General features: G+C 62.5%; 19 protein-coding genes and 1 riboswitch. Of the genes, 12 read left to right on the top strand and 7 right to left on the bottom strand.

The window, feature by feature from the left end; genetic code table 11:
• Positions 1 to 24 precede the first annotated feature (24 nt).
• From dnaI to NYE40_RS18365, 5 genes are all read left to right on the top strand, one after another.
• The gene (dnaI, locus tag NYE40_RS18385; protein WP_101808038.1) at positions 25 to 996 is read left to right on the top strand and encodes a primosomal protein DnaI; all 972 of its coding nucleotides are present in this window, start codon (positions 25 to 27) and stop codon (positions 994 to 996) included.
• 894 nt (positions 997 to 1,890) lie between these two features.
• Positions 1,891 to 3,015 carry a sulfate ABC transporter substrate-binding protein gene (locus NYE40_RS18380; protein WP_028599273.1) on the top strand — a complete coding sequence of 375 codons (1,125 nt, stop codon included), beginning with the start codon at positions 1,891 to 1,893 and terminating at the stop codon, positions 3,013 to 3,015.
• A gap of 49 nt (positions 3,016 to 3,064) precedes the next feature.
• Positions 3,065 to 3,898 carry a sulfate ABC transporter permease subunit CysT gene (cysT, locus tag NYE40_RS18375; protein WP_028599272.1) on the top strand — a complete coding sequence of 278 codons (834 nt, stop codon included), beginning with the start codon at positions 3,065 to 3,067 and terminating at the stop codon, positions 3,896 to 3,898.
• 12 nt (positions 3,899 to 3,910) lie between these two features.
• Complete coding sequence (gene cysW / locus NYE40_RS18370; RefSeq protein ID WP_339278769.1) at positions 3,911 to 4,801, top strand: sulfate ABC transporter permease subunit CysW; 891 nt, start codon at positions 3,911 to 3,913, stop codon at positions 4,799 to 4,801.
• Between the two features lie 3 nt (positions 4,802 to 4,804).
• Positions 4,805 to 4,996 carry a YezD family protein gene (locus tag NYE40_RS18365; RefSeq protein ID WP_028599270.1) on the top strand — a complete coding sequence of 64 codons (192 nt, stop codon included), beginning with the start codon at positions 4,805 to 4,807 and terminating at the stop codon, positions 4,994 to 4,996.
• Between the two features lie 137 nt (positions 4,997 to 5,133).
• On the opposite strand, the gene NYE40_RS18360 is transcribed toward NYE40_RS18365, so the two are convergent.
• From NYE40_RS18360 to NYE40_RS18350, 3 genes are all read right to left on the bottom strand, one after another.
• Entirely contained in the window at positions 5,134 to 6,366 is a 1,233-nt protein-coding gene (locus NYE40_RS18360; protein WP_052333324.1) for an MFS transporter, read from the bottom strand.
• A 98-nt stretch (positions 6,367 to 6,464) separates the two neighbouring features.
• Positions 6,465 to 6,746, bottom strand: a complete 282-nt coding sequence (locus NYE40_RS18355) for a metalloregulator ArsR/SmtB family transcription factor (RefSeq protein ID WP_028599269.1) — start codon at positions 6,744 to 6,746, stop codon at positions 6,465 to 6,467.
• 142 nt (positions 6,747 to 6,888) lie between these two features.
• Positions 6,889 to 7,041, bottom strand: coding sequence for a YqzM family protein (locus tag NYE40_RS18350; protein WP_101808037.1), 153 nt, complete (start codon positions 7,039 to 7,041; stop codon positions 6,889 to 6,891).
• 282 nt (positions 7,042 to 7,323) lie between these two features.
• On the opposite strand from NYE40_RS18350, the gene uvrC reads away from it, so the two are divergent.
• Positions 7,324 to 9,249: an excinuclease ABC subunit UvrC gene (uvrC, locus tag NYE40_RS18345; RefSeq protein ID WP_052333323.1), complete on the top strand. Its 1,926-nt coding sequence runs from the start codon at positions 7,324 to 7,326 to the stop codon at positions 9,247 to 9,249.
• A 78-nt stretch (positions 9,250 to 9,327) separates the two neighbouring features.
• Here uvrC and NYE40_RS18340 read toward each other — a convergent pair whose 3' ends face one another.
• Positions 9,328 to 10,950: a CPBP family intramembrane glutamic endopeptidase gene (locus NYE40_RS18340; RefSeq protein ID WP_052333322.1), complete on the bottom strand. Its 1,623-nt coding sequence runs from the start codon at positions 10,948 to 10,950 to the stop codon at positions 9,328 to 9,330.
• Between the two features lie 247 nt (positions 10,951 to 11,197).
• Positions 11,198 to 11,382: riboswitch (cyclic di-AMP (ydaO/yuaA leader) on the top strand.
• Positions 11,383 to 11,452: 70 nt separating this feature from the next.
• Here NYE40_RS18340 and NYE40_RS18335 point away from each other — a divergent pair.
• The gene (locus tag NYE40_RS18335) at positions 11,453 to 12,805 is read left to right on the top strand and encodes a TrkH family potassium uptake protein (protein ID WP_153784122.1); all 1,353 of its coding nucleotides are present in this window, start codon (positions 11,453 to 11,455) and stop codon (positions 12,803 to 12,805) included.
• Positions 12,806 to 12,826: 21 nt separating this feature from the next.
• The gene (locus NYE40_RS18330) at positions 12,827 to 13,504 is read left to right on the top strand and encodes a TrkA family potassium uptake protein (RefSeq protein WP_028599267.1); all 678 of its coding nucleotides are present in this window, start codon (positions 12,827 to 12,829) and stop codon (positions 13,502 to 13,504) included.
• 40 nt (positions 13,505 to 13,544) lie between these two features.
• Here the strand turns inward: NYE40_RS18330 and NYE40_RS18325 are convergent, their stop codons facing one another.
• A complete protein-coding gene (locus NYE40_RS18325) occupies positions 13,545 to 14,477 on the bottom strand; it encodes a LysR family transcriptional regulator (protein WP_028599266.1) in 933 nt (310 codons plus the stop codon).
• Positions 14,478 to 14,723: 246 nt separating this feature from the next.
• Between NYE40_RS18325 and NYE40_RS18320 the strand changes: the two genes are divergently transcribed.
• From NYE40_RS18320 to sdhB, 3 genes are read left to right on the top strand one after another with little or no spacing between them, the layout of a single operon-like run.
• Complete coding sequence (locus tag NYE40_RS18320; protein ID WP_028599265.1) at positions 14,724 to 15,389, top strand: succinate dehydrogenase cytochrome b558 subunit; 666 nt, start codon at positions 14,724 to 14,726, stop codon at positions 15,387 to 15,389.
• A 27-nt stretch (positions 15,390 to 15,416) separates the two neighbouring features.
• A complete protein-coding gene (gene sdhA / locus NYE40_RS18315; RefSeq protein ID WP_028599264.1) occupies positions 15,417 to 17,165 on the top strand; it encodes a succinate dehydrogenase flavoprotein subunit in 1,749 nt (582 codons plus the stop codon).
• A gap of 18 nt (positions 17,166 to 17,183) precedes the next feature.
• A complete protein-coding gene (gene sdhB, locus NYE40_RS18310) occupies positions 17,184 to 17,954 on the top strand; it encodes a succinate dehydrogenase iron-sulfur subunit (RefSeq protein WP_028599263.1) in 771 nt (256 codons plus the stop codon).
• 1,471 nt (positions 17,955 to 19,425) lie between these two features.
• Here the strand turns inward: sdhB and NYE40_RS18305 are convergent.
• Together NYE40_RS18305 and NYE40_RS18300 are read right to left on the bottom strand one after the other, a co-directional pair.
• Entirely contained in the window at positions 19,426 to 20,358 is a 933-nt protein-coding gene (locus NYE40_RS18305) for a hypothetical protein (RefSeq protein ID WP_028599262.1), read from the bottom strand.
• A 173-nt stretch (positions 20,359 to 20,531) separates the two neighbouring features.
• Entirely contained in the window at positions 20,532 to 20,840 is a 309-nt protein-coding gene (locus NYE40_RS18300; protein ID WP_028599261.1) for a helix-turn-helix domain-containing protein, read from the bottom strand.
• Between the two features lie 162 nt (positions 20,841 to 21,002).
• Between NYE40_RS18300 and NYE40_RS18295 the strand changes: the two genes are divergently transcribed.
• Complete coding sequence (locus NYE40_RS18295) at positions 21,003 to 21,398, top strand: DoxX family protein (protein WP_028599260.1); 396 nt, start codon at positions 21,003 to 21,005, stop codon at positions 21,396 to 21,398.
• Positions 21,399 to 21,643: the final 245 nt, after the last annotated feature.

Raw genomic sequence — 21,643 nt, 5'->3', positions numbered from 1 at the left:
ATCCGAACGAAGGAGGTGGAAGCAATGGAATCGCTGCGCGATCTGCTGAAGAGCATGCCCGGCGGCAGCAAGCTGCGCGCCCGCGCGCAGGAGCAGCTGGACGAGCTGATGCGCGAGCCTAAGGTGCGGAGGCTGATGGAGCAGCATCCGGAGCTGGACGAGGACGTGCTGCGGCGCAACTCCAATCTGGTGTACCAATACGTGCGCGAGCATCGGAGCTGCGAGAGCTGCCCGGGACTCGATCGCTGTCCGAACGATTTCCAGGGCCACTACACGCTGCTGTCAACCGAGACGGTCGCGGACGAGCTGCGGCTGATCGACCGCAAGACGGCCTGCCGCAAGTTCATCGCGCGCCGCAACGAGGAGCAGATCCGCTCCCGCATCCGCAGCTTCTACGTCAGCGAGCGCACGCTGGAGAGCGCCTACTCGGCGGACGAGATTCTGATGAAGGACCGCGCCCGCTCGACGGCGGTCATGAAGGTGCTGGAGTACATCCGCCGGACCAAGGAGCAGGGCCTGCAGCCCGAAGGGCTGTACCTGACCGGCTCGTTCGGCACGGGCAAGACGTTCCTGATGAGCTATCTGCTCAGCGAGCTCGCCAAGAACGGCTGCTCCGGCGTCATCGTCTACATGCCGGACTTCGTCGAGGATCTCAAGGCGATGTTCGGCGAGCCGGGCAAGCTCAAGGAGACGATCGACCTGATGAAGGAAGCCGACATCCTCGTCTTCGACGACATCGGCGCCGAGAATCTGAGTCCGTGGGTGCGCGACCATGTGATGGGCTCGATCCTCAACTATCGGATGGAGCGCAAGCCGACCTTTTATACGTCCAATCATGCGCTGGACGACCTGGAGCAGCATTTCAGCTTCACGAGCAAGGACGGCGAGGAGTATCACAAGGGTCGGCGCCTGATGGACCGGATCCGTCCCTTCGTCGAGGTCGTGCATGTCAAAGGCACGAACAAGCGCGGCCGCAAGGACAGCGCCGAGGAATAGAAGACAAGCCGCTTTTTTCGATCCGCTTGCCGGACGGAAAGAGCGGCTTTTTTTGATCCTCCGTAAAGATGCCCGCGGGCTGCCGCGCTTCGTCGCGCCTAGAGCAGCTTGAGGATGGCGATTCCGTCGTCTCCGAGTCGTCGGAGCTGTGCGGAAAAACCGCGCAACTCGGGTCGAACGGGTGCCGGACGGGGGAGTTGCGCGGAAAAACCGAGTAATTCGGCTCGAATGGGTGCCGGACGGGGGAGTTGCGCGGAAAAACCGAGTAATTCGGCTCGAATGGGTGCCGGACGGGGGGAGTTACGCGGAAAAACCGAGTAATTCGGGGCGAACGGGTCTCGGACGGGGGGAACTGTCAGCCGTGCCATTGGATTGCGGATGGCCGAGCGAAGCGGCAGAGCGAACCAAACCGGAAAGCGAAGCGGACGGGGGCTTGTGGAGAAGCGGCAGCGTTTCCCTTGGAGGCCGGATTCCTTCCTTTTTGAAAAATTGAATCAAAGGAATCTGGGCTCCAGGGAGATCGGAACGAGTCCCCGCTCCGCGAAGCGGGTGCCGGTTTCAAATGCTGCTCCGCGAAGCGGGCGCTCTCGATGTCAGTCCCCGCTCCGCGAAGCGGGTGCCGATTTCATATACGCTCCGCGAAAGCGGGCGCTGTTTCCGATGCCCGCTCCCCGAAGCGAGAGCCGGGCCCTCGTTTCAATTTCCCGCCGCGTTATCCCTTATAAGCTCTCCTTATGCGTTGCATAAATCCGGTTGAAAAATCCGTTGACACGGATAGGAATAGGCTGGTATGATTCGTTTCATAAACCAACTAAACAACTGGGAATTGACGGCTTGTTACCGGACCACCGGCATGAGCGCGGATCGACCAAAAAACCAAGGGGTGTGTCCATCATGTCCAAAAGAAACTCGCTCTCCAAGTGGCCTGTCCTGCTCCTCACGGCTTCGCTCGCTCTCGGTCTGACCGCATGCGGGTCCGGCAACAACGCTGCAAATTCGGCAGGAAGCGGCGGCGCCGCGAACGCGCCGGCTGAAAATACGGCTGCGAATGCCGGCGCGACGGAAGCGCCGGCGCCGAAGGATCCGGTCGAGCTGCTGAACGTCTCCTACGATCCGACGCGGGAGCTGTATGTGTCCTTCAACGCGGCGTTCGCGAAGTACTGGAAAGACAAAACCGGTCAGGAAGTAACCGTGAAGCAGTCGCACGGCGGCTCCGGCAAGCAGTCGCTGTCGGTCATCGGCGGCCTCAAGGCCGACGTCGTGACGCTGGCGCTCGGCTACGACATCGACGCGATCGCCGAGAAAGGCCTGCTGAACAAGGACTGGAAGGGCAAGTTCGAGGACAACAGCGCGCCGTACACGTCGACGATCGTCTTCCTCGTCCGCAAGGGCAATCCGAAAGGAATCAAGGACTGGAGCGATCTCGTGAAGGACGGCGTTCAGGTCATCACGCCGAACCCGAAAACGTCCGGCGGCGCCCGCTGGAACTACCTGGCGGCATGGGGCTACGCGCAAAAGCAGGACGGCGGCGACGAGGCCAAGACGAAGGAATTCATCAAGAAGCTGTTCCAGAACGTGCCGGTGCTCGATTCCGGAGCCCGCGGCTCGACGACGACGTTCACCGAGCGGGGCATCGGCGACGTGCTCCTGGCATGGGAGAACGAGGCGTTCCTGTCCCAAAAGGAGCTCGGCGACAAGTTCGAGATCGTCTATCCTTCGCTCAGCATCCTGGCGGAGCCTCCGGTCGCGGTCGTCGACAAGGTCGTCGACAGCAAGGGCACGCGCGAGGTGGCGGAAGAGTACCTGAAGTATCTCTACACCGACGAAGGCCAGAAGATCGCCGCCGACAACTTCTACCGTCCGATCAACCCGGATATCGCCGCCCAGTACAAGGACACGTTCAAAGACCTCGAGCTGCTGCAGATCGACAAGGACTTCGGCGGCTGGGCGGAAGCGCAGAAGAAGCACTTCGCCGACGGCGGCACGTTCGACGAGATCTACACGCCGGGCTCCAAGTAAGCTGAGCGGACCGACCGCGCTATCCTACCGTTACAGGAGCTGACTTCACATGAAAGGTTCCCGGTCTCGCAGCGTGCTGCCGGGCTTCGGCCTCACGATGGGCATCACGGTGCTGTATCTCGGCATCATCGTCCTCATCCCGCTGGGCTGCATCTTCCTCAAGACGTCCGATTTGAGCTGGGGCGAGTTCTGGACGACCGTGACCGCCCCGCGGGTGATGGCTTCCTACCGGATCAGCCTGCTCACCTCGCTTGCCGCCGCTCTCGTCAACCTGCTGTTCGGGCTGATCGTCGCCTGGGTGCTCGTGCGCTACCGGTTTCCGGGGCGCAAGCTGCTCGACAGCCTCGTCGACCTGCCGTTCGCGCTGCCCACGGCGGTCGCCGGCGTCGCGCTCACGGCGATCTACGCCCCGAACGGCTGGATCGGCCAGTGGCTCGAGCCGCTCGGCCTGAAGGTCGCCTTCACGCCGCTCGGCATTACGATCGCCCTGATCTTCATCGGCCTGCCGTTCATCGTGCGGACCGTGCAGCCCGTGCTTGAGGATCTCGACAAGGAAATCGAGGAGGCGGCGGTCATGCTCGGGGCGGGACGTTGGCGCACGGTGCTGCGCGTCGTGCTGCCGGAGCTGACGCCGGCGCTGCTGACCGGCTTCGCGCTCGCCTTCGCCCGCGGCATCGGCGAGTACGGCTCGGTCGTCTTCATCTCCGGCAACATGCCGATGAAGACCGAGATCGCGCCGCTGCTCATCATGACCAAGCTGGAGTCGTTCGAGCTCGAGCAGGCGACGGCGATCGCGGTCGTGCTGCTCGTGATGTCCTTCGCCATGCTGCTCGTCATCAACTACATCCAGTGGCGCGCCAGCCGGCGCGCCCTGGCGGAATAGGAGGGATCGCCCATGGCAGGCGGAATCGCCACCTCCCGCTCCGTCCGCAAGCCGGCTCCGGCCGACATCGGCCGTCCGACTTCGGAGCCGGCCGCCGTCCGCTGGCTGCTGATCGGCATCGCCGTGCTGTTCCTGACGCTGATCGTGCTGCTGCCGCTCATCACCGTGTTCGTCGAAGGGCTCAAGCACGGCTGGGAAGTCTACCTGAGCGCGCTCATCGACCCCGACGCCGTGTCGGCGCTCAAGCTGACGCTGCTCGTCGCGGCGATCGCGGTGCCGCTCAACACGGTGTTCGGCATCGCGGCCTCCTGGCTCATCGCCAAGTTCAGCTTCCGCGGCAAGAGTCTGCTGCTCAGTCTCATCGATCTGCCGTTCTCCGTGTCGCCGGTCATCGCCGGCTTCATGTTCCTGCTGCTGTTCGGCGCCCAGGGCTACCTGGGGCCGTGGCTGGACGAACGCGGCCTGCAGGTCGTGTTCGCTCCGCCGGGCATCGTGCTGGCGACGATGTTCGTCACGTTCCCGTTCGTCGCCAGAGAGCTGATCCCGCTCATGCAGGCTCAGGGCATTCAGGAGGAGGAGGCGGCGGCCACGCTCGGCGCCAAGGGCTTCCGCATTTTCTGGAGCGTCACCTTGCCGAACATCAAGTGGGGCCTGCTGTACGGCCTCGTGCTCTGCAACGCCCGCGCGATGGGCGAGTTCGGAGCCGTCTCGGTCGTCTCCGGCCATATCCGGGGCGAGACGAACACGCTGCCTCTGCATGTCGAGATTTTATACAATGAGTACCAGTTTTCCGCATCGTTCGCGGCGGCGTCGCTGCTCATGCTGCTCGCGCTGCTGACGCTCGGGGCGAAAAGCCTGGTCGAATGGAAGACCGCTCAGCGGAATCAAGATCTGGAGGGATGAATCATGGCGAAGCCGGTGGAATTGGATGAAGCGTGGCTCGATCGGATCGCAGATCAGGTCAACGGTCTGGAATACGGCTCGGTGCTCATCACCGTGCATGACGGGCGGATCGTGCAGATCGACCGGACGGAGCGCAAGCGGTTCGAAGCTGCCGCGGCACGGCAGCAAGGAACGGCCGCCTCTGCCCAAGGATGATTTCGACGGCAGCGCGGGTCGACTCAAAAAAGGACAGGAGCGGATTTCCGCTCCTGTCCTTTTTTTGACTCGACGAGGCCGTCCGGCAGGCGCTACGCCCGCTGGACGGCGATGCTGGAGCTTGATTTGCGGAATGGTTACTTGGCGTCCTCCAGATCGATCTCCTTCCTGACGATGCCGGCTCCAGGCAGGATCGCCTTTCGGCGCCTCGCGGCTGCCGGGCTGAGATAGCCGAACGATGCGGCTGCGGTCAGCGTCGCGACAGCGACGGCTGCGGCACCGATCCCGCTCGTGGCCGCCAGCGAAGAGCTCTTTACGGCCAATCCGCCGAGGCCGGCTCCGGCTGCCATGCCGAGCTGGAGCATGGAGCTGTTGAGGCTCAGCATGATGCCGGCCGCTCCAGGCGCCAGCGTGAGCAGATGATACTGCTGGGTCGGACCCGACGACCAGGCCGCTATGGACCAGAGCATGAGCAGCGGAACGACGATGGCGGCAGAGTCGGCGAACAGGAACAGCAGCAGCAGGAAGATCGAGTGGAGAACCATGCCGCCGACCAGCATGCGGGGGAAGCCCCACCGGTCCGTGCCGAAGCCCCCGAGCTGGGAGCCGATCAGGGCGGCGATGCCGAGCGCGAACAAGGCGATGCTCACGCTTCGATCGCTCATTCCCGTCACGTCCAGCAGGAAGGGAGAGATGTAGGTATATGTGATGGAATAGCCGCCGATCCAGAAAAACGTGATCAGGAGTCCGATGGCGACCCTCGGATTCGCCAGCAGCTTCAGCTGCTCCCTTAGCGGAGCCGGCTTCTCTCCGTCGGTCGACGGAACCGCATAGATCACGAGCAGGATCGCGAGCAGGCCGAGCAGGCCGATGGCTCCGAACACGAGATTCCAGTCGTACGCGGAGGCGATGAGCCGGCCCAGCGGCACGCCGATGATCAGCGACATGCTGAAGCCCATGACGAGCGTCGCGATGGCGCGGCCCTGCTTGTCAGGCGGGGCGAGCTTGGAGGCGACCGTCATCGCGGTGACGATGAAGACGCCGCTGCTGAGAGCGAGAATGATGCGGGAGACGATCAAGGCTCCGTAGCCGGTGAACGCGAGCGCGGCGAAGTTGCCGGCGGCGAAGACGGCGAGGGAGACGATCATGAGCTTTTTGCGGTCGGCCTTGGCCGCGGCGGCCAGCAGGAAAGGAGTTCCGAAGGCATAGGCCAGGGAGTAGACGGTGATCAGCTGGCCGGCTGCGGCGAGCGAGACTCCGATATCGGCGGCGACCTGATCCAAGATTCCGGCGATAATGTATTCCGACGTGCCGACCAGAAAGCTGACGATGGCCAGCATATAGATTTTCCATTTCCAGCTTGCCGTCATTTTTCTCCAGCTCCTATTTGTTTATATTTCTAAAAATATCGAAATAATAGCCATGAAGTTATATTTCCATATATGTCGAAATAAAAGGTGAAGAAAAATTACTCCAGCAAATAAGGAGCATACTTGCGGGCGATCTCTTTGTTGACGCTGTAATAAATGTACGTTCCGTCCTTGCGCTGCTTCAGCAAGCCGCTTTCCGTCAGCTGCTTGAGGTGGTGGGAGAGCGTGGAGCCGGCGACAGAATCGAGCTTGCCGCTGATGTCGGAGCAGCAGAGGTTCTGTTCTTCCGTGAGCAGCATGGCGATTTTTATGCGGGTCGGTTCTCCGAGAGCTTTGTAGACCTTGACGGCTTGCTTGACGTCCTCGTTGTCCTCGACCATGTCATCCCCGCCTTTCCCAATAGTTCTATAAAGATAGAAATAAACTACCATAGACGCCTCGCCGGCGCAAGAAGGACCTTGAAAAAATGAATACCCTCCTGGCCGAGGGCCGGAGGGTTGAGTTGGATGGGGTAGCGGAACGTTAATCGATGATGTATTTGACAATCACCATGATGATATAGGCGACGGTCATAAAGCCGATCATGCCGCCGAATCCGAACACGAGATCCTTCAGGTCGTCTCGCGGTTCCTCGTTCACATGCTCGCGCGGGTCTCTGACGTTGACGTTCTCCATAGTGCGTCCTCCTCGCTTCAATATCGCTGTCCTGCCGCCGGCGCGGCGGAGTCCATGGCCGGGGGCCAGCACCTCACGTGACAACTTCTCCTAGTAGTATACCCAGACTCCGGAACTTATGTAAAGGCGAATTTTGCCTGTCCGGCTCGGATGGAAGCGATTGCCGCCGAGCGGCCGCCAGCCCTTGCGGACAGGCGGGGACTGACTCGCCGAAGCCCCCTGTGCTACAATAGAAGGTACGGCAATCCAGCGGATGCGCCGCGAAAAGGAGGCCTCTGGACGATGGACCACATCAAGGGCAAGCTCGCCCTGCTGCCCGATCAGCCGGGCTGCTATCTGATGAAGAACGGGGAAGGCACCATCATCTACGTCGGCAAGGCGAAGGTGCTGAAGAACCGGGTGCGCTCGTATTTCAACGGCACCCACAACGGCAAGACGCAGCGTCTCGTCTCGGAGATCCGGGACTTCGAATATATCGTGACGGCAAGCAACATGGAAGCGCTCATCCTCGAGTGCAACCTCATCAAGCAGTACCACCCGCGCTACAACGTCCTGCTCAAGGACGACAAGACGTTCCCGTACATCAAGATCACGAGCGAGAAGCATCCGAAGCTCGAGGTGACGCGGCGGATCGTCAAGGACAAGGGGAAATATTTCGGCCCCTATCCGAACGCCTATGCGGCGCAGCAGACGAAAAAGCTGCTCGACCGGCTGTATCCACTGCGCAAGTGCAACACCTTGCCGGACAAGGTGTGCCTCTACTATCATCTCGGACAATGCATCGCTCCATGCGAGTACGACATCGAGCCGGGCACGTACGAGGCGATGGTGCAGGAGATCGCGCGCTTCCTGAACGGCGGCCAGGACGAGGTCAAGGCGGAGCTGCAGCGCAAGATGGCGGCCGCGGCGGAGGCGATGGAGTTCGAGCGGGCCAAGGAATACCGCGACCAGATCCAGGCGATCGACGCCGTCATGGAGAAGCAGAAGATCACGCTGTCCGATGCGCTCGACCGCGACGTGTTCGGCTATGCGACCGACAAGGGCTGGATGTGCGTGCAGATCCTCTACATGCGCGGCGGCAAGCTGATCGAGCGGCGCACGACGTCGTTCCCGTATTACGGCGAGGCGTATGACGATTTCATGACGTTCGTGACCCAATATTACAGCGACAACCCGGCGTTGCCCAAAGAAATCCTGCTGCCGCTGCCAGGCGCCTCCGCGGCCGTCAAGGAAGGCGAGGCGGACGCCGGGGAAAGTCTCGCTGCGTCCGCTTCTGCCGCGGACTCGGCGGCAGAAGCGGACGGCCTCGCGGAGCCGGAGCCGGAATCGGACGGCGCGGACCCGGCCCCGGGCTCGGCCGCCGACGAGGTGAGGGCCTCGCTCCAGAGCTGGCTCAAGGTGAAGGTGCATTTGCCGCAGCGCGGCCGCAAGCGCGAGGTCGTAGCGATGGCCGAGGGCAACGCCAAGGTGACGCTCGACGAGAAGTTCAAGCTGATCGAGCGCGACGAGGAGCGCAGCGTCAAGGCTCAGGCGGGCCTCGCGGCCTATTTGGGAATGACCGACATCCGCCGCATCGAGGCGTTCGACAACTCCAACATCCAGGGCACGAACCCGGTATCCGCGATGGTCGTGTTCACCGACGGCAAGCCGGACAAGAAGGAGTATCGCAAATACAAGGTGCGCACGGTGCAAGGGCCGGACGACTACGAGACGATGCGCGAGGTCATCCGCAGGCGCTACGAGCGGGTGCTCAAGGAAGGGCTGCCGCTGCCGGATCTGATCGTCGTCGACGGCGGGCGGGGTCAGATCAGCGCGGCCAACGACATCCTCGAGAACGAGCTCGGGCTGCAGGTGCCGGTATGCGGTCTCGTCAAGGACGCCAAGCACAAGACGGCGCAGCTCATGGTCGGCGACCCGCCCGAGCCGGTGACGCTGCCGCGCGACAGCCAGGAGTTCTACCTGCTGCAGCGCATCCAGGACGAGGTGCACCGGTTCGCGATCTCGTTCCACCGCGAGCAGCGCGGCAAGTCGATGACCGAGTCGCGCCTCGACTCGATTTCCGGCATCGGGGAGAAGCGGCGCAAGCAGCTGCTGCGGCATTTCGGCTCGCTCAAGAAGATCCGCGAGGCGAAGGCCGAGGACTTCCGTCCGCTCGGCATCGGCGACAAGCTCGCAGAGCGCATCGTCGAGGCGCTGCGCGAGGAGTAGCGGCGAGGGCGGCCGGCCAGCAAAAAGAGACGAAGCGGGAGGGAGTCCGCTTCGTCTTTTTCGTCTGCGCCGGCCGCGTCAGGCCGGCGGCGGATAGGCGGCCGCGCGCCTTTGCAGGCCGTACCGCCGCATCAGCCACGCGACGGCGATCGGCGCGACGATGTAGATGACGCCGGCGACCGTCTCGGCCGGACGGCCGGTCATGAACAGGGACATCGACATGAGCACGCTGTTCATGACCGCATGGGTGAAGACGGCGGTGAAGAAGCCGAATTTCAGGAACAGGTACGAGAACAGCAGGCCGAGGATCGTCAGCTCGATGAGCCTCGTCGTCGACGGATAGATCGGGTAGGTGACATGGCCGAGCGCCCAGATCACCGTCGGGATGAGCGAGGCGAGGAACGGATTTTTGATCCATTTCATCAGCAGGCCGATGCCGAACAGCCGGTACACCGCCTCCTCCTGGATGGCGGCGCACCATGCGAGCAGCGGCATGAGCCAGAGCGCCGCCATGTTGTACGGCGACTGGGTCACGTCCGTCGTCGCCCAGGCGCCTGTGGCGGCCGAGAGACCGCCGAGGATGAGCGTCTGCAGGCCGAGCAGCAGGAAGGCGAACGCGTAGGAAAGCTTCATCGCGCTCCACGCCTCGGCTCCGAAGCCGGGCTCCGAGCCGGCGGTCCAGAGCGGCCGGCCCTGGGCTCGCCACAGCCCGTCTCCGGCCACGAGCGAGAAGTACGCTCCGACCGCCATGACGAAGGTGAGCGCCGTCATGAAGACGAGCTGGGCCATCGCCGCCAGCTCTGCGTTGACCTCGCCCCCGTAGATCGCCCGCAAGCCGTCCAGCAGATTGAAGTTGTTGATTGTGTAGAAGGCGAGGAAGACCAGCGCCAGCGCCCAGCCCCGGCGGAACGACGTGAAGCGCCTCATGACGATGGCGTAGACGATGGCCAGCAGCGTCATGATACCGGACGGCAGCAGATTGCCGAGCAGCGACAATTGCTCGCCGAGCCGGTCCTGCTCCATCGTATAGGCGGCGTAGGAGGCAGGGACCTCGTAGACGGGCTGGAAGCGGGTCAGCCTGATCTCGCCCTCCAGGCGCTCGCCGGCGGCGAGGACGATCAGGCCCGCTTCGCCGACGGTGATCGCCGCCGCCTCGTAGCGGACGGAGCCCTCTTTGGCCGGGCCCGAGCGTCGCAGCTGGCCGAGTCCGAGCTCGTCGGCCTGTCGCTGGACCGTCCGGTCCAGCGCCTCGCCCTCCAGCGCGGAGCTTCCTCCGTCGCCTCCGGTCGGACCGAGCACCTGCTTCCAGCCGACGAGCTTGCCGCTCGTCATGCCGATCTCGACGAGCAGCCGCCGGCCGTCGTCGAAGTTCTGCGTCACCTGCCAGACATCGACGGGCACCTTGAGTCCGGCGCTGCTGTCCAGCGTCTTGCCCAGCTTCTCCTTCGCCACATAGCCCGCCATCAGCCTGTCGGCCTGATGGACCGCGTGGGCGTTCTGGGGCAGCGCGCGCAGCTGCTTCTGGGCAAAGTCGGCCGCAGCCGCCATCGCCTGCCCGCGGCTGACCGGGTGGACCGGCTCGCTCTCCGCGCCGACTCCGGCTGCCGAGGGGATGACCTGCAGCAGCAGGAATAAAGCGGCTCCGATTGCGCCACACCAAACGTATCTTCGAAAAGCCTGGTCAAGATGGGATGAATTCATCGAAGTCCTCCTTGCTGATGGCGCTGCCTGGTTGGATCCATGGTTTAACCTTACCACAGCGGCTTTCCTTTTATCCATGCCGCCCGGCCGCGCGGACGAGCCAGCGGGCAAAAGAGCGAGCGCGGAGGGGCTAGCATCCTCCGCAATGTCCGCCAGCCTCCAAAAACGAAGCAAATCGGCCGCCAACGCCTGCGGACGCATTTGGTAACCTGTCCTTTATCCTATATAATCAAATCCGATCCTATAGAACTTTAAACTGCCGAATTCCGGACGACAAGCGCCGGGAACGGGGGAACCAGCGCGGACGGCGGCTCGTGGAGCCGGACAGCCGATCCGCAGGGGTGAATTCCGCTCGGAACTTTTCCGGGGGGATAGGGCGGCCGTCACGCCCGAATCCGTCAGCTAACCTCGGAGGCTTCCATGACAGGACTCACACAGGCGCTGGGCACCGGGTGTTTCCGGTGCCTATTTGTCGTGTGCAAAAAAAGGAGAATGGCCGCCTATGACCGCTTGGAGGCTGCAGCTGAGGCAGCTGCTCATCCCTTCCCCGCCGAGGATTCTGATCGCCGGCTTCGCTTTCATCATCGCGCTCGGCTCGCTGCTGCTGATGCAGCCGTTCGCGACCGCGGACGGCCTGGGGACGCGCTGGATCGACGCGCTGTTCACGGCGACATCCGCTACCTGCGTCACGGGCCTCGTCGTCGTCGACACCGGAACGCATTATTCGCTGGCGGGCCAGCTCATCATCCTGGTGATGATCCAGATCGGCGGACTCGGCTTCATGACGATGGCGACGCTGTTCGCGCTCGTGCTGCGCAAGCGCATCTCGCTCAAGGAGCGGCTGCTGCTGCAGGAGGCGATGAACCAAGGCTCGATGGAGGGCATCGTACGGCTGATCCGCCGCGTCCTTTTGTACTCGCTCGTCATCGAGGGCTGCGGCGCGCTGCTGTATGCGCTGCGCTTCCTGTCCGACATGCCGCCCGGGCAGGCCGTCTATTACGGCATCTTCCATGCGGTGTCCATGTTCAACAACGCCGGCTTCGACATCATGGGCAACTACAGCAGCATGACCGCCTATGTCGCGGATCCGCTCGTCAATCTCGTCACCGTCTCGCTCGTCATCCTCGGCGGCCTCGGCTTCATCGTCCTGTCCGATCTGGTCGACTTCCGCAGGCATCGGCGGCTGACGCTGCACTCCAAGGTCGTGCTGCTGACAAGCGGCGGCCTGGTGGCGCTCGGGACGGCCGTCATCTTCCTGTTCGAATACGGGAATGCCGGCACGATGGGACCGCTCGACCTCGGCGGCAAGCTGCTCGCGTCGCTGTTCCAATCGGTCGCGACGCGCACCGCCGGACCGAACTCGGTGGACATCGGAGCGCTGACCCAGGCGAGCCTGTTCTTCATGATCCTCCTCATGTTCATCGGAGCGTCGCCCGGCTCGACCGGCGGCGGCATCAAGACGACGACGTTCATGACGCTCGCGGCGGCGATGTGGGCGATGCTCCGGGGCAAGGAGGACATCGTGCTGTTCCGCTACCGGCTCGCCAAGGAGCGCATCCTCAAGGCGCTGACGATCACGATGCTGTCGATCGCCATCGTGCTCGCCTCGACGATGGTGCTCTGCACGCTCGAGGACCGCGACTTCCTGCGCATCCTGTTCGAGACGGTGTCGGCGTTCGGCACGGTCGGGCTGAGCACCGGCATTACGCCGGGGCTGCAGGATGTCAGCAAGCTCGTGATCAGCTTCGTCATGTTCGCCGGCAGGCTCGGCCCGCTGACGATGGCGTACGCTCTCCGGCCCAAGGCCAGCAAGGAATATTACAAGCATCCGGAAGGCAAGATCATCATCGGATAGGAAAGGAAAGAAAGAGAGACAATGGGTAAGGGAGCCAAAGGAAGTCAATTCTGCGTCATCGGACTGGGCCGTTTCGGATCCAGCCTCGGCAAGGAGCTCGTGCAGCTCGGCCATGAGGTGCTCGGCATCGACCGCAGCGAGGAGCTCGTCGACGATCTGAGCGGCACGCTCACGCATACCGCCTGCGCGGACTCGACGGACGAGGAGGCTCTGCGCGCGCTCGGCATCCGCAATTTCGACTGCTGCATCGTCGCCATCGGCGGGGATATCCAGGCCAGCATCATGACGGCGATCCTCGTCAAGGACGCCGGGGTCAAAAAGGTCGTCGTCAAGGCGGTCAGCGAGCTGCACGGGCGCGTGCTGGAGAAGCTCGGCGCCGATCGGGTCATCTATCCCGAGCGCGATATGGGCATCCGCGTCGCCCATCAGCTCGTCTCGCCGAACCTGCTCGACTACATCGAGCTGAGCTCCGATTACTCCGTGGCGGAGCTGTCCGTGCCGCGCTGCTTGGCGGGCAAGACGCTCGCCGACATCGATCCGCGCAAGCGGTTCGGCTGCAGCATCGTAGCCGTCAACAAGCCGCAAGGCATCATCATCGCGCCCAAGGCCGAGCAGGTGCTGGCCGAGCGCGACGTCATGGTCGTCATCGGCACGAACGAGGGGATCGAGGACTTCGAGAACATGGTCAGCGAGCGCTGACTGAGGGCATCCGGCTGCGGCGGACCGAGCCGGCAAGCGGCTACGGCTGGCCCGGCAGGCCGCTGCGGGCGCTCAGCGGCAAGCCTGAACGCGCCGCGTAGCCGGCCGCCGCTTCCGCGATCCATTGGCGGACGACAGGCTCGAGCAGCGACGGATCGCCGTGGATGAGCGAGGTCGTGCGCCGAGTCTTTTTCAGCTCCGGCAGCGGCACGAGCATGAGGTCGTTGTCCTCCGCCATCTGCGGCCGGATGTACGATCGCGGCAGCAGCGTCGCCGCTCCGCATGTATGCAGCAGGCGCAGGATCGCCTCGAAGGAGTCGATCTCCATGCGCACGTCGGGATGCAGGCGGAACTTGTCGAACAGCTCGTCGGTAAGCGTGCGGAACCAGGTTCCCTTGGAGAACAGGATCATCGGCAGCCCGTTCAGGTCGCCGATCGCGAGCTTGTCGGACAGCATGCGCCCGCGCGGCAGCACGAGCTCGAGATGGTCGTCGAACAGCTTCACGCAGTGCAGCTGCGGATCGTCGATGACGGATGCCACAAGGCCGAGCTCGATTTTCCGGTCCCGGACGAGCGAGACGATCTCGTGGGTCTTGCCGGTCACGGCCTTGATGTCGATCTCGGGATGGCTGGCGGTCAGCGCCTGGATGAGGTCGGGCAGCGTCGTCTGCAGCGTCGTCAGGCTGGCGCCGATCGTCAGCGTGAAGCGGTGGGTCTGCTTGAACTCGGCCAGCGTGAGCAGATACTGCCGATGCATTTGGCGCAGCTGCACGGCGTAGTCGTACGTCAGCTCGCCGATGCGCGTCAGCTCCAGGCGGCGTCCGACGCGGCGGAACAGCGGCGCTCCGAGCTCCTCCTCGAGCTTGGCGATCTTGCGCGAGAGGGCGGGCTGCGACAGGTTGAGCAGCGCCGACGCCTTGTTCATGCTCGACTGCTCGACGATGACGGCGAACAGCTGAAGATCTTCCTGCATCGCGTTCCATCCTTTCGGCGATCCGATTTGCTTATGCTCCTATGTTATAACATTGTATAAAAAATAAACAATATCTTTATAAGCGAAAAAAGGGTACGATGGGAACTGTGGCTAATCTGTGTCCGTCCTGAAGTCGGATGCTGTCGTGAATTGTTGACGCTCCCAAGAACGGGCTGTAAAATGGATAAGGTTTGTCCCTGACGATGATTACGCATTCAAACGGCTGGAAAGGAGAACGCATTATTTATGAAAGGAAATTCCTATTTGGCGCGCAAGCTCCACTCGCTGCTCGGGGTCGTTCCGCTCGCCCTGTTCCTCGTGAATCACGCCATCACCAACTACTCGGCGTTCGAGGGAGGCCCGGAAGGGTTCAACGAAAGCGTCGAGATGCTCAACGGCTTGCCGCTGATCTTCTTCCTGGAGATTTTCGGCATCTTCCTGCCGCTGATCTTCCACGGGGTATACGGCCTTTACGTCGCCTACCAGTCGAACTGGAACAACTCCCGCTTCCAATACGGACGCAACTGGGCGTTCACGCTTCAGCGCCTGTCGGGCGTCATTACGTTCATCTTCATCGTATGGCATGTCTATCAGACCCGCTACCAGGTGCTGATCGGCGAGCTGACGCATGAACAGCTCGGCCATCAGATGCATGAGATCTTCACGAATCCGGTCAGCGTCGTCCTGTACACGATCGGCGTCCTGGCCGCCGTCTTCCACTTCGCCAACGGCATGTGGTCCTTCCTCGTGAGCTGGGGCATCACCGTCGGCCCGCGCGCGCAGCGCATCTCCTCCTACATCTGGATGGGCGTCTTCGTCATCGTGTCGGCTCTGTTCCTGCTCTCGATCGCGGCCTTCCGCAGCGACGAGTTCGCGGAGACGGCAGCGGCCGTACGGACCTGGATCGGATAACACGATAGAGAAGGAGGACCCACTCACATGGCTAAAAACAACATCATCGTCGTCGGCGGCGGACTGGCCGGGCTCATGGCCACGATCAAGGCGGCCGAAGCCGGCGTCCACGTCAACCTGTTCTCCCTGGTGCCCGTAAAACGCTCGCACTCCGTGTGCGCGCAAGGCGGCATCAACGGAGCCGTCAATACGAAGGGCGAAGGCGACTCTCCTTGGGAGCACTTCGACGATACGGTCTACGGCGGCGACTTCCTCGCCAACCAGCCTCCGGTCAAGGCGATGTGCGAGGCCGCTCCCGGCATCATCCACTTGATGGACCGCATGGGCGTCATGTTCAGCCGCACGCCGGAGGGCCTGCTCGACTTCCGCCGCTTCGGCGGCACGCAATACCACCGCACGGCGTTCGCGGGCGCGACGACCGGCCAGCAGCTGCTGTACGCGCTGGACGAGCAGGTTCGCCGCTGGGAGGCCGCCGGCCTCGTCAGCAAGCATGAGCATTTCGAGTTCATGGGCGCGGTGCTCGACGACGACGGCGTCTGCCGCGGCATCACCGGCCAGGACCTGCGCACGATGGAGGTCGTCTCCTTCCGCGCGGACGCGGTCATCCTGGCGACCGGCGGCCCCGGCATCATTTTCGGCAAGACGACCAACTCGGTCATCAATACGGGCACCGCGGCGAGCGCGGTGTACCAGCAGGGCGTCAGCTACGCCAACGGCGAGATGATCCAGATCCACCCGACGGCCATCCCGGGCGACGACAAGAACCGCCTCATGTCCGAGTCGGCGCGCGGCGAGGGCGGACGCATCTGGACGTACAAGGACGGCAAGCCGTGGTACTTCCTCGAAGAAAAGTATCCCGCCTACGGCAACCTCGTGCCGCGCGACATCGCCACCCGCGAGATCTTCTCCGTCTGCGTGGACGAGAAGCTCGGCATTGGCGGCGAGAACATGGTCTACCTCGACCTGTCGCACAAGGATCCCAAGGAGCTTGACGTCAAGCTCGGCGGCATCATCGAGATCTACGAGAAGTTCGTCGGCGACGATCCGCGCAAGCTGCCGATGAAGATCTTCCCGGCTGTCCACTACTCGATGGGCGGACTGTGGGTCGACTACAACCAGATGACCAACATCCCGGGCCTGTTCGCTTGCGGCGAATGCGACTACCAGTACCACGGAGCCAACCGTCTCGGCGCGAACTCGCTGCTGTCGGCCATCTTCGGCGGCATGGTGACGGGACCGAAGGCAGTCGAATACATCAAGGGGCTCAAGAAGTCCGCCGAGGACGCTCCGTCCTCCATCTTCGACCGCGAGGTCAAGCTGCGCACGGACAACTACGAGTCGATCCTGAAGCTCGGCGGCACGGAGAACGCCTACGTGCTCGGCAAGGAGCTCGGCGAGTGGATGACGAACAACATGACCGTCGTCCGCTACAACGACCGCCTCGTGCAGACGATCGACAAGATCAAGGAGCTCAAGCAGCGCTACTCCAACATCAACATCAACGATACCGCGCGCTGGAACAACGCCGGCGTCGCCTACACGCGCCAACTATGGAACATGCTGGAGCTGGCCGAGGCGATGACCAAGGGCGCCCTGCTGCGCGACGAGAGCCGCGGCGCGCACTACAAGCCGGAGTTCCCGGAACGCAACGACGAGCAGTTCCTCAAGACGACGATCGCCAAGTGGACGACGGAAGGTCCGGAGATCTCGTACGAGGATGTCGACACCTCGCTCATCAAGCCGCGCAAGCGCGACTACTCGAGCAACAAGTCCTAACGAGGAGGGAGAACGACCATGGCAACCGAAACCCCGGTCAAGGCGGGCAAGACGGTCAAATTCATCATCACCCGCCAAGACTCGCCGGAAGCGGCTCCTTATACCGAGGAGTTCGAGCTTCCGTACCGTCCCAACATGAACGTCATCAGCGCGCTGATGGAGATCCAGCGCAACCCGGTCAAGACCGATGGCGCCAAGACGACTCCGGTCGTCTGGGAGTCCAACTGTCTCGAGGAAGTTTGCGGCGCCTGCTCGATGGTCATCAACGGCAAGCCGCGCCAGGCGTGCAGCGCGCTCGTCGACAAGCTGGAGCAGCCGGTGCGCGTCGCTCCGATGAGCACGTTTCCGGTCGTGCGCGATCTCGTCATCAACCGCGAGCGCATGTTCAACGCGCTCAAGCGCGTCAAGGCCTGGATTCCGATCGACGGCACGTACGACCTCGGTCCCGGACCGCGCATGGCCGAGACGAAGCGCCAATGGGCCTATGAGCTGTCCAAGTGCATGACCTGCGGCGTCTGCCTCGAAGCCTGCCCGAACGTCAACGACCGTTCGAGCTTCATCGGCCCGGCGGCGATCTCTCAGGTACGCCTGTTCAACGCCCATCCGACGGGCGAGATGAACAAGGCCGAGCGCCTGGAGACGCTGATGGAAGACGGCGGCATCGAGGGCTGCGGCAACTCGCAGAACTGCGTCCGCTCCTGCCCGAAGGGCATCCCGCTCACGACGTCGATCGCCGCGATCAACCGCGACACGACGGCGCAGCTGTTCAAGAACTGGCTGAGCTTCTAGGCTCGGCAATAGGAAAGCCTTCCGGACTGCTCTTTGCGAGCGGTTCGGGAGGCTTTTTTGGCTTGGAAAGGGGACTTCGGTGGACAGGAAGTCGGCTGCGCGAGCCGGGCCACTCCGGTGGACAAGAAGTCGGCTGCGCGAGCCGGGCCACTCCGATGGACAAGAAGCCCGCTGCGCGAGCCGGGCCACTCCGGTGGACAAGAAGCCCGCTGCGCGAGCCGAGCCTTTCTCGGCAGGCAGCCGGCAGCATACTAGGGACAAGAAGCCCGCTACGCGAGCCGAGCCTTTCTCCGATTCCACTGGAAGCCGGATGCCCTGATTTTTTGACCTCCTATTCGGAGGCCATCCGTCTTCCAAGAGGCCCGCTGCCGCTTCTCCGAAAGGCATCGTCTCGCTTCGCTTGCCTTGTCCCAGCCCCGCTGCTCCCCCTTTTTATTTGGGGGAGGGGTCGTCTCCCGCTTACCTGGGAGACGGCAGCGCTTCTCAGCGGCCAGCACGAATCGGCCGCCGCAGATCAGTTGGCAAGCCGCATGCGGCTTGCTGGCCCGCCCCTTCGACTCGGGCGTGCACACCACCGACCACCGCTGGCGCGAAACAAACCGCCGGCGCGAACCAAGGCGCCTGCAGGCGCCTGCGCCCCCTCATCGAGCCCTTTCGGAGTTGCGCGGAAAAACCGAGTAACTCGGTCAAGTGAAGGGGAGAACGGTCGGAGTTACGCGGAAAAACCGAGTAACTCGGGCGGGTGGAGGGGCAAACGGTGGGAGTTGTGCGGAAAATCCGAGTAACTCGGTCAAGTGAAGGGAAGAACGGTCGGAGTTGCGCGGAAAAACCGAGTAACTCGGGCATTGGGAGGGGCAAACGGGCGGAGATGCGCGGAAACTCGGGTCGATTGGAGGCCGAACCGGTCGGGTTGTGAGGTCAATTCAAGTAACTCCGGTAGGCAGGCGTGGCGGTTAAAGCCTGAAAGAAGGACTGGCGAGCCGCTGTAAGCCGAATTATTCGGGTTGGAACCTAAAAGACGAGCTGGCGAGCCGCTGTAAGCCGATTTATTCGGGTTGGAGCCTGAAAGAAGGACTGGCGAGCCGCTGTAAGCCGAATTATTCGGGTTGGAGCCTGAAAGACGGGTTGGTCAGCCGCTGTAAGCCGATTATTTCGGGTTGCAGCTTGAAATAGGGGCTGGCGAGCCGCTGTAAGCCGATTTATTCGGGTTGGAGCCTGAAAGACGAGCCTGCGAGCAGCTATAACCCGATTTTCCCAGGGGTTCAGCCCGTTATAGAGGCTTTAGAGCGTTGCGGAGAATGCGCGATCGCCGAAATCCTCGAGGGCATGGAGATCGGAGCGACTCTCTGCGAAGCGGACGTGGCTCGTGGAGAAGCGGCAACGGTTCCAGCACCGCTGTCCGCTTCCGGGCGAAAAAAAACGGCCTATAGGCCGTCTTTTCAAAGGATCGTCTGTCCGCTCGCCATCAAGATCAAGGAGCTGCTGTATCCGTCGCTGCGGCTTGGATCAGCTGCAAGGAGTTGTCGAGCTTTTGCGTGTCGGCGCGGATGGTGGCGATGAACGTGTTGCCGGCAAGGCCCATGCTTTTGATCAGCGGGCTGTCGGAGACGTCGACCCCGAACCATTGCTCCGTCGACGGATCGTCCGTCGTCACGGTGCGCACGGCGCGGCTGTCGTCTGCATCGAGGCCGAGCTTGGCGGCGTGAGGGGCGAGATCGACCAGGGCGCCGTCTCGCGCCAGCTTCTCGAAGTTCAGCTTGTCCAAAATATAGACGTCGTCCTTGTTCGAGATGAGGTCGATGAGGCTTTTTTGGACCATGGCCATATCCTGACTCGACTGCGGCTCTTCCGGGACGAAGGTCAGATGCACGATCGCCCGCTTCCAATCGGGGAACCGCTTCACGATCTGCTCCTCGGCCGTCTTCAGGTCGACGCCGCCGCCGATCGGGCTGCTGCCGTCCGCGCCGATGAACTGGCCGAAAAACGAGACGGCGATCGCGGCCGGAGGCAGCTTGGCCAGCTCGGCCTCCTCGCGCTTCTTGTCCTGATAGGCGTTGATGCCGTAGACGACGGCGGCGATGAGCACGATCGCTCCGAGCAGATGGAATTTATAATAGCTGAAGAAATGGTCGATCTTCTGCATCGCGGGAGCCATGCCTTTATATTTGCCGTAGGCCTGCTCGTTGTACGCTTCGGTCGATTCCGCGCGATCCCGCTCCTGGATGGTCCGGTAGGCGGCGTTGATCCGCTCCAGCTCGACCTGGCCCTCCTGCAGCTGCGCTCCCGACCTGCTGCTGCGCGCGCGGCGGAGCAGCAGGTCGTACCGCTTCTCCACGTCTTCCTTCGCGGCGCCTGGCTCCAGCCCGAGCTCCGCATACGCCTGCTTGATCTTTTCGTTGTCCATGCCTCACCCTCACTGTCCGCTTGTAGATATCCTCTTTAGTATATCGCCCGCGAAGAAGCGTTTCCACTATCGATGCGGAAGCTCGGCCGTCAAGAGCGGTCCTAATCCCGGCCGCGCGCTCATATGCTGCTAACGGAACGAAAAAAAGCCGCCTGCAGGCGGCGCGGCGGCGATTAGAGCCAATCTTCTCCCCAGTCCTGAATGGACTCGATGACCGGCTTCAGATGCCGTCCCTTTTCGGTCAGCTCATATTCAATGCGAACCGGCATCTCCGGATACACGTTGCGGGTAACGATCTGGCTCGTCTCGAGCTCCTTCATCCGGTCGGTCAGCATCTTGTCGCTCATCTCCGGAATCTGCTCCTTGATTTCCTTGAACCGCTTCGGTCCTCCAAGCAGCACGCGGATGATCAGGCCCGTCCATTTCTTGCCGAGCAGCTCGATCGCCGCCTCATACTTGGGACACATCGTGGAGTAGTCCATTCGCATCACTCCTTCTGTTGCCGCTATTGTATCACATTGACTAAGGAAATGTAAGTGACTGCGGTCCACTAAATAAAGAAAATATATTTACTTGACTTTAGTTAGTTATGGGGATAAGATAAGTCCATCGCAAGACCAGAACCGATAAAGGAGAGGGTTGGAATGTTGGATACGGGGTTGCTCATCTTGAGGATTGTCGTCGGCTTGCTGTTCATCGGCCACGGCGCGCAGAAGCTGTTCGGCTGGTTCGGAGGCTATGGCATCAAAGGCACGGCCGGCTGGCTGGAGTCGCTCGGAGCCAAGCCGGGAGCGCTGATGGCCGTGCTGGCCGGAGGAGCGGAGCTGCTGGGCGGCCTGCTGCTCGCGCTCGGCCTGTGGGTATGGGTGGCGGCCGCGCTCATCGTCTTGACGATGCTCGTAGCGATCGTGAAAGTGCACGGAGCGAACGGCATCTGGTCGACAGCGAACGGCTACGAGTACAATCTCGTGCTGATCGCGGCCGCGCTCGCGATCGGCTTCACCGGAGCCGGCGCTTATTCCATCGACGCGCTTCTATAATAGCCGGATCATACGCACAGAACGTCCCTTCGTCAGGATGCCGACGAGGGGATGTTTTTTTTCGTTGATGCCGTCAGGAGGGGCGGCCGGACGGCAGGCGATGCGGCGCATTCGGGCTCGTCCCGGGGATGGAAATGAGAGGAGCTGCGCAACTTTTGCGGCCAAGATTCGTCTTTTGAGTAAGATGCTCGGCAAAAAGAGATGAGATGGCGGCAAGCATTCGTTATAATGAGTGGAACGGATCC

The sequence above is a fragment of the Paenibacillus sp. FSL W8-1187 genome, assembly GCF_037965485.1.
Classification (GTDB): Bacteria; Bacillota; Bacilli; order Paenibacillales; family Paenibacillaceae; genus Paenibacillus_O; species Paenibacillus_O pasadenensis.
The sequence above is the reverse complement of the archived record's forward strand: the minus strand, read 5'-3'. Positions and strand labels throughout refer to the sequence as shown.